This window comes from Streptomyces boncukensis (assembly GCF_011045075.1).
In the GTDB taxonomy this organism is placed as follows: Bacteria; Actinomycetota; Actinomycetes; order Streptomycetales; family Streptomycetaceae; genus Streptomyces; species Streptomyces boncukensis.
This window is the reverse complement of sequence record NZ_JAAKZZ010000337.1, coordinates 1-8,442: the sequence shown is the minus strand read 5'-3', so window position 1 is coordinate 8,442 and position 8,442 is coordinate 1. Positions and strand designations below refer to the sequence as shown.

Sequence of the window (8,442 nt, the reverse complement as noted above, 5' to 3'; positions counted from 1 at the left end):
GGAGGGAGCGGGGCTGTCGGTGCCGTTCGCTACGATCGGCAGCCGTTCGGACAGCGGGAGCGAGGCAGAGCGAGGCGAGGCGTGGGCAGCAGACGGATTCCGGTCGTCATCCTGGCGGGCTTTCTGGGGTCCGGGAAGACGACGCTCCTGAACCATCTGCTGCGGCACAGCAGAGGCACCCGCATCGGAGCGATCGTCAACGACTTCGGCAGTATCGAGATCGACGCCATGACGGTGGCCGGGCAGGTCGACTCGATGGTGTCGCTGGGCGACGGCTGCCTGTGCTGCGCGGTGGACACCAGCGACATGGACCGGGTGCTGGACGTCCTGGCCCGCCCTTCGGCCGGGATGGACGTTCTCGTCATCGAGGCGAGCGGGGTGGCCGAGCCGGAGACGCTGATCCGGATGATCCTCGCGAGCGAGAGCCCGTACATCACCTACGGGGGCCTGGTGGAGGTGGTGGACGCCGCGGAGTTCCCCCGGGTGCGCGCCCGCCACCCCGAGCTGGACCGGCATGTCTCAGCGGCCGACCTGCTGGTGCTGAACAAGGCCGACCGGGTGCCGGCGGAGCCGCTGCGGGCGCTGCGCGCCACGCTGGAGGAGCTGAGCCCGCGGACGCCGGTGGTGGAGGCGTCGTACGGGCGGGTCGACCCGGAGCTGCTGTTCGACCGTGCGCGGCGGGAGCGGGCGGATGTGGAGCAGCTCTCGTTCGACGCGCTGCTGTACGAACAGGACGACCACGACCACGAGCACGGCCACGCGGGGCATCTGCACGCCGCGTACGAGGCCGTGGAGTACGCCGATGCCGGGCCGGTGGACCCGCGGCGCTTTCTGGACTTCCTCGACAGCCGCCCCGCCGGGCTCTACCGGATCAAGGGATTTGTCGACTTCGGCGCTGCCGACCCCCGGCACAAGTACGCGCTGCACGCGGTCGGCGGCTTTCTGCGGTTCTCGCCCCTGGAGTGGGAGCCCGGGGAGGAGCGCGGCACGCGGCTGGTGATGATCGGTGCCGGGGTGGACGGGGAGGCCCTGCGGGCGGGCGCCGCCGCCTGCGCGGCCGGCGCGGGGGACGCGGTCGACGAGCGCGCCCTGTGGGGCGTCTGGCGCTATGTCGAGGGCGAGCAGGAGGAGGACGCGGAGGTCGCGGACGCGGAGGTCGCGGACGTCGAGGAGCCGGACCCCGTCTAGGGCCAAGGGCGCGCCCCCTCGCCGGAACGGGGAGGGGGCGCGCCCTAGCGCATGCGCATCCCGGTACGGGACTACACCGGCCCCGCGATCGCCGCGACCGCCCCCTTCAGCGGCAGGCCCGAGCCGTCGCGGCGCGGATCGGGCTCCGGCAGCTCCGCCGGGGCCCCGGTCCTCGTCGCGGCGCGCGCCGGCGCGGCGCCCGCCCAGGCCAGCACCAGCCGGTTCTCGCCCTTCAGGAAGCGCTGGCAGCGCACTCCGCCCGTGGCCCGGCCCTTGCGCGGGTACTGGTCGAAGGGGGTGAGCTTGGCGGTGCTCAGCGAGCCGCCGTCCAGGGTGCCGTCGGCGGCTGCCGCCGTGAACACCGAGGCGTCCACCGAGGGGTCGACGGCGCCGAAGAAGAGCACCTTCGCGCCGTCGCCCAGCTTGACGCCGGCCATGCCGCCCGCTGCGCGGCCCTGGGGCCGCACCTGGCCGGCCGGATAGCGCAGCAGCTGCGCCTCGTCGGTGATGAAGACCAGGTCCTCCTCGCCCGTGCGCAGCTCGACGGCCCCGACGACGCGGTCGCCGTCCTTGAGGCCGATGACCTCCAGCTCCTCCTTGTTGGCCGGGTAGTCGGGGGCCACGCGCTTGACGGTGCCCAGCTCGGTGCCGATCGCGAGGCCCGGCGAGGACTCGTCCAGCGTGGTGAGGCAGACCAGCTGCTCGCCGCTCTCCAGCGTCAGGAAGTCCGAGACGGCCATGCCCTCGGCGAGGTTCGGCGCGGAAGGGCTCTCGGGGAGCTGCGGCAGGTCCACCACGGGCAGCCGCAGCAGCCGTCCAGCGGAGGTCACCGCGCCGACCTCGCCGCGCGTGGTGGCGGGCACGGCGGAGACCACCACGTCGTGCTTGGCGCGCTTGGGGGCCTCGGCGAAGGCCGTCTCCCCGTTGGCGGTGCGGGCCAGCAGACCGGTCGAGGACAGCAGCACCCGGCACGGGTCGTCGGCGACCTCCAGCGGGACCGCGGCCACCGGCGCCTCCGCGGCGTCCAGCAGCTCGGTGCGGCGCGGGGTGCCGTACTTCTTGGCGACGGCCGCCAGCTCGGACGAGACCAGCTTGCGCAGCTCGGCGTCCGACTCCAGGAGCAGGGTCAGCTGCTCGATCTCGGCGCGCAGCCTGTCCCGCTCCTCCTCCAGCTCCAGCCGGTCGAACCGGGTGAGCCGCCGCAGCGGGGTGTCGAGGATGTACTGCGTCTGGATGTCGCTGAGCTCGAAGCGGGAGATCAGCGCGGCCTTGGCCTCGGCCGCGTTGTCACTCGACCGGATGATTCTGATGACCTCGTCGATGTCGACCAGCGCCACCAGCAGGCCCTCGACCAGGTGCAGCCGGTCGCGCCGCTTGCTGCGCCGGAACTCGCTGCGGCGGCGCACCACGTCGAACCGGTGGTCGACGTAGACCTCCAGCAGCTCCTTGAGGCCCAGGGTGAGCGGCTGGCCGTCGACCAGCGCCACGTTGTTGATCCCGAAGGACTCTTCCATCGGGGTGAGCTTGTAGAGCTGGGCGAGGACGGCTTCCGGGTTGAAGCCGTTCTTGACCTCGATGACCAGGCGCAGCCCGTGCTCGCGGTCGGTGAGGTCCTTGACGTCCGCGATGCCCTGCAGCTTCTTCGCGTTGACCAGGTCCTTGATCTTGGAGATGACCTTCTCGGGGCCCACCGCGAACGGCAGCTCGGTCACCACCAGGCCCTTGCGGCGGGCCGTGACCTGCTCGACGCGCGCCGTCGCCCGGATCCGGAACGTGCCGCGCCCGGTGGCGTACGCGTCCTTGACGCCGTCCATCCCGACGATCCGCCCGCCCGTGGGCAGGTCGGGGCCGGGCACGAAGCGCATCAGGGTCTCCAGGTCCGAGCCCGGGTGCTTGATCAGATGGCGCGCGGCGGCGACGACCTCGCCGAGGTTGTGCGGCGGCATGTTCGTCGCCATGCCGACCGCGATCCCCGACGAGCCGTTCACCAGGAGGTTCGGATACGCGGCGGGGAGGGTGAGGGGCTCCTCCTGGCTGCCGTCGTAGTTCGGCGCGAAGTCGACCGTGTCCTCGTCGATCGAGTCGACCAGCAGGCCGGCGGCGGGCGCCGAGCGGCACTCGGTGTACCGCATGGCGGCGGGCGGGTCGTCGTTGCCGAGGGAGCCGAAGTTGCCGTGGCCGTCGACCAGCGGGACGCGCATGGAGAAGGGCTGCGCCATCCGGACCAGCGCGTCGTAGATCGCGCTGTCGCCGTGCGGGTGCAGGCGGCCCATGACCTCGCCGACCACGCGGGCGCACTTCACATACGAGCGGTCGGGGCGCAGCCCCATCTCGTGCATCTGGTAGAGGATGCGGCGCTGGACCGGCTTCATCCCGTCGCGTGCGTCGGGCAGCGCGCGCGAATAGATGACCGAGTACGCGTACTCCAGATAGGAGCCCTGCATCTCGTCGACGACGTCGATGTCGAGGATGCGCTCCTCGAAGTCCTCTCCGGACTCCGGTCCTGGGGCGCCCCCGGGCGTCCTGGTCTTACTGCGGCGGGCCATCGCGGCTGCGGCTCCTTCGCTGCTTCGGTGCATCGGTGCTCCGGTGCTTCACTGCGTCGGTACGCCGATGCGTCGGTGATGCTGTGCTGTGGTGTGCAGTGGTACTGGTGCGGTGTGCTGCTGTCGTGCTGGTGTTGTGGGGCTGTGACGCGGACCATTGTGGACCGCCCTACCGACACCGGGCCCCACCGACCCGGCGCACCGGTGCGGAGGGCCCGGGCTCATCCGCGTACGGTACGGGAACTTCGCACCTGGTCGGCACGGTTGCATACAGTGACAGGGCCGCCTTCCGCGCCGGGCGTGGCAGGCGGCCCACACCAAGTCCCGGCGCTCGCCGGGAACCCCCGCGATCGAAGGGACTCCACGCCCATGGGTCACACGGCCACGCCCCCGCAGGGCGCCGGTGGGCTGACAGCGACCGAGCACCGGCTGGCCAACGGCCTGCGCGTGGTGCTCTCCGAGGACCACCAGACCCCGGTCGCCGCTGTCTGCCTGTGGTACGACGTCGGCTCCCGCCACGAGGTCCAGGGCCGCACCGGCCTCGCCCACCTCTTCGAGCACCTGATGTTCCAGGGCTCGGCCCAGGTCAGCGGCAACGGGCACTTCGAGCTGGTGCAGGGCGCCGGCGGCTCGCTCAACGGCACCACCAGCTTCGAGCGCACCAACTACTTCGAGACGATGCCCGCGCACGAGCTGGAGCTGGCCCTCTGGCTGGAGGCCGACCGGATGGGCTCGCTGCTGCACGCCCTGGACGAGGAGTCCATGGAGAACCAGCGCGACGTCGTCAAGAACGAGCGCCGCCAGCGGTATGACAACGTGCCCTACGGCACGGCGTTCGAGCGCCTGACCGCGATGGTGTACCCGGAGGGCCACCCGTACCACCACACCCCGATCGGCTCGATGGCCGACCTGGACGCCGCCTCGCTGGAGGACGCCCGCACGTTCTTCCGTACGTACTACGCGCCCGGCAACGCGGTGCTGGCCGTCGTCGGGGACATCGATCCGGAGCAGACGCTCGCCTGGGTGGAGAAGTACTTCGGCTCCATCCCGGCGCACGAGGCCAAGCGCCCGCCGCGGGACGGCTCGCTGCCGGACATCATCGGCGAGGAGAAGCGCGAGGTCCTCCGGGAGGAGGTGCCCTCGCGGGCGCTGATGCAGGCGTACCGGCTGCCGCACGACGGCACCCGCGGGGCCGACGCCGCCGATGTGGCGCTCACCGTGCTCGGCGGCGGCGAGTCCTCGCGGCTGTACTCCCGTCTGGTACGGCACGACCGCAGCGCCGTCGCCGCCGGGTTCGGGATGCTGCGGCTGGCCGGGGCCCCTTCGCTCGGCTGGCTGGATGTGAAGACGTCCGGCGGCGCCGAGGTGGCGGACATCGAGGCCGCCGTCGACGACGAGCTGCGCCGCTTCGCCGAGGAGGGGCCGACGGACGAGGAGCTGGAGCGCGCCCAGGCGCAGTTGGAGCGCGAGTGGCTGGACCGGCTGGCGACGGTCGGTGGCCGGGCCGACGAACTGTGCCGTTACGCGGCGCTGTTCGGCGACCCGCAGCTGGCGCTCGGAGCCGTCGGGCGGATCCTCGGCATCACACGTGAGGAGGTACGCGCCGCCGCTGCCGAGCGGCTGCGCCCGGACAACCGCGCGGTGCTGGTGTACGAGCCGGTAGCGGCAGCGGACGAGCAGGACCACCAGAACGAGGTTGAGGAGACCGGGCAGTGAGCGGAGCCGACGCGCCCGAGGGCACCACCATGGAATTCCACCCCCAGCCCGCCGGCGGCGCCCCCAAGCCGTGGGCGTTCCCCACGCCCGAGCGCGCCACGCTGGCCAACGGGCTGACCGTGCTGCGCTGCCACCGCCCGGGGCAGGAGGTCGTCGCCGTCGAGGTGTGCCTGCCGGCGCCGCTGGACGCCGAGCCGGAGGGCCTGGACGGGGTGGCGACGATCATGGCACGGGCGCTGAGCGAGGGCACGGACAAGCACGACGCCGAGGAGTTCGCCGCCGAGCTGGAGCGCTGTGGTGCCACCCTCGACGCACACGCGGACCACCCGGGGGTGCGGGTCTCGCTGGAGGTGCCGGCCTCCCGGCTGCCGAAGGCGCTCGGCCTGCTCGCCGACGCGCTGCGCGCGCCCGCCTTCCCGGACAGCGAGATCGAGCGGCTGGTGAACAACCGGCTGGACGAGATCCCGCACGAGCTGGCCAACCCGGCGCGCCGTGCGGCCAAGGAGCTGTCCCGCGAGCTGTTCCCGGCCGGCTCCCGGATGTCCCGGCCGCGCCAGGGCACCGAGGAGACGGTGGAGCGGATCGACGCCGCCGCCGTCCGCGCGTTCTACGAGGCGCACGTCCGCCCCGCCACCGCCACGGCCGTCGTCGTCGGCGACCTGGACGGCGTGGCGCTGGACGCGGCGCTGGCCGACACGCTGGGCGCCTGGACGGGCTCCACCGCCGAGCCGCTGCCCGTCCCGCCGGTCACTGCGGACGACGCGGGCCGGGTGGTCATCGTGGACCGGCCGGGCGCGGTGCAGACGCAGCTGCTCATCGGCCGCGTCGGGTCGGACCGGCACGACCGCGTATGGCCCGCGCAGCTGCTCGGGGTGTACTGCCTGGGCGGCACCCTCACCTCCCGGCTGGACCGGGTGCTGCGCGAGGAGAAGGGCTACACCTACGGGGTGCGCGCGTTCGGCCAGGTGCTGCGCTCGGCGCCGGACGGCACCGGCGCCGCGCTGCTGGCGATCAGCGGCTCGGTCGCGACGGACGTCACGGGCCCAGCGCTGCAGGACCTGTGGCAGGTGCTGCGCACCCTCGCGGCCGAGGGCCTCACGGACGACGAGCGGGACGTGGCCGTGCGGAACCTGGTGGGCGTGGCCCCGCTGCGCTACGAGACCGCGGCCGCCGTCGCCGGGACGCTGGCCGACCAGGTCGAGCAGGAGCTGCCGGACGGCTTCCAGGGCGAGCTGTACGCGCGGCTGGACGGGACGGGGACGGTGGAGGCGACCGCCGCTGCGGTGCGCGCTTTCCCGGCCGACCGCCTGGTGACGGTGCTCGTCGGGGACGCCGCTCAGATCGCCGACCCGGTGCGGGAGTTGGGGATCGGCGAGGTGAAGGTCGTCAGCGGCTCCTGACCGGCGGCGGTTCCGGCGGCTGATCCGGTGGCGGATCCGGTGGCTCGTCCGACGGCGGATGAGCCGCCGGATCCCGGCCCCGTGGAAGGGGGTATGTCTGCTTCCACGGGGCTTTCTGATGGGGTGTCCATGACGGGCAAATGTCCGTTTGATTCGCCGATGTGGTGAGTCGCGGTGTGGCGTGTACGACAAACCCCGGGATTCGTTTGGTGCCCCGCTCGCCGCGCGCTTAGCGTCGTTGCCGCTGTGCGTCAGAAGTGACCGCGCCCGCGGCCGACGCCCAGTGATCGCCGAGTCTCCAAGGGCCCCGCGCCCGAGGGGAGCCGGGGACCCACGCAGTCCCTGGGGTGAATCGGCGGCCCTCGCCAGGGGCCGGCCGTAGGAGACCTTCCTGCTCCGAACCCGTCAGCTAACCCGGTAGGCGAGAAGGAAGGAAAGGAGTGCGCCAGCTCATGGCGTTCACCCGTGCCACGGGGAAGCACCGTCGCCCGAAGCAGCCCAGTCGGATACGCCGCGCAGGCGCGGGCGCCGCGGGCATAGCGGGGCTCACCGCCGCCGGCGTCGTCGGCACCCTCGCGTCCCCGGCTCTCGCCTCGGACGGCGACCAGTCGGGCGAGGCCCACGACACCGGGCTCATCCGCGCCCTGGAGGCGCAGGGCGACAACCTCGCGCAGACCATGCACGAGCAGGCCATCGTGCAGGAGACCGCCGAACTCCAGGCCGAGGCCGAGACCGCCGCCAAGGCGGAGGCCGCGAAGATCAAGGCCGCGGCGGAGCGCAAGGCCGCCGAGGCCAAGCGGAAGGCCGCGGCCGAGAAGGCGCGGCAGAAGGCCGCGCAGGCGCGCGAGAAGGCCGAGAAGGAGCGCGCCGCCAAGCAGCAGGCCAAGGCCGCCGCCTCGCGCTCCGCGCCCCGCGAGAGCGCGGCGCCGGCCCCCGCGAGCGGCGGCTATGTGCTGCCTGTCGACGGCTCGTACGTCTCCACCGGCTACAAGGTCGGCGGGGGCATGTGGTCCTCCGGCAGCCACACCGGTGTCGACTTCCACGCGGGCATGAACACCCCCGTGAAGTCCGTCGCGGCCGGTGAGGTCGTCGAGGCGGGCAACGGCGGCGCGTACGGCAACAACATCGTGATCAAGCACAAGGACGGCACGTACACGCAGTACGGCCACCTCAACTCGATCGGCGTCTCGGTCGGCCAGTCGGTCACCGCGGGCCAGCAGATCGGCCTGTCCGGCTCGACCGGCAACTCCTCCGGGCCGCACCTGCACTTCGAGGCCCGCACCGGCCCCGACTACGGCTCGGACATCGACCCGGTCGCTTATCTGCGCCAGCACGGCGTCAGCGTCTGACCGTTCCGCGCACGGTCCCCCAGCCCCCCGGCCACGGCCGGGGGGCTGATTCACGCCGTATTTCCGCCGATGTCACAGGAATTCAATACGGCCCGTCGGAAATTCCGGCCGACTGTCCTAGGCGGTGTCTTCAATTGATCTTGGATGGTGGATCATGGTCGGGTGATACGTCGCCATGAACTGTCTGATGCGGAGTGGGAGTTCGTTCGGCCGCTGCTGCCCGCCTCCTTGCGGGGGCGCAAG

At 72.5% G+C, this 8,442-nt stretch carries 5 protein-coding genes and 1 riboswitch; of the genes, 4 read left to right on the top strand and 1 reads right to left on the bottom strand.

The genetic code is table 11. The annotated features are described in order from the left end of the window. Positions 1–81 precede the first annotated feature (81 nt). A complete protein-coding gene (locus G5C65_RS25745) occupies positions 82–1,188 on the top strand; it encodes a GTP-binding protein (protein ID WP_165301317.1) in 1,107 nt (368 codons plus the stop codon). 71 nt (positions 1,189–1,259) lie between these two features. On the opposite strand, the gene G5C65_RS25740 is transcribed toward G5C65_RS25745, so the two are convergent. Next, entirely contained in the window at positions 1,260–3,734 is a 2,475-nt protein-coding gene (locus G5C65_RS25740; RefSeq protein ID WP_165301316.1) for a DNA gyrase/topoisomerase IV subunit A, read from the bottom strand. A 369-nt stretch (positions 3,735–4,103) separates the two neighbouring features. On the opposite strand from G5C65_RS25740, the gene G5C65_RS25735 reads away from it, so the two are divergent. From G5C65_RS25735 to G5C65_RS25725, 3 genes are all read left to right on the top strand, one after another. Continuing rightward, on the top strand, positions 4,104–5,450 hold the full coding sequence (locus tag G5C65_RS25735; RefSeq protein WP_165301315.1) for a M16 family metallopeptidase: 1,347 nt from the start codon (positions 4,104–4,106) through the stop codon (positions 5,448–5,450). Positions 5,451–5,479: 29 nt separating this feature from the next. After that, positions 5,480–6,850 (top strand): M16 family metallopeptidase, encoded by a 1,371-nt coding sequence (locus tag G5C65_RS25730; protein ID WP_165301318.1) that lies wholly within the window; start codon positions 5,480–5,482, stop codon positions 6,848–6,850. A gap of 278 nt (positions 6,851–7,128) precedes the next feature. After that, positions 7,129–7,288: riboswitch (cyclic di-AMP (ydaO/yuaA leader) on the top strand. Positions 7,289–7,302: 14 nt separating this feature from the next. Continuing rightward, the gene (locus G5C65_RS25725; RefSeq protein ID WP_165301314.1) at positions 7,303–8,199 is read left to right on the top strand and encodes a M23 family metallopeptidase; all 897 of its coding nucleotides are present in this window, start codon (positions 7,303–7,305) and stop codon (positions 8,197–8,199) included. Positions 8,200–8,442 lie beyond the last annotated feature (243 nt).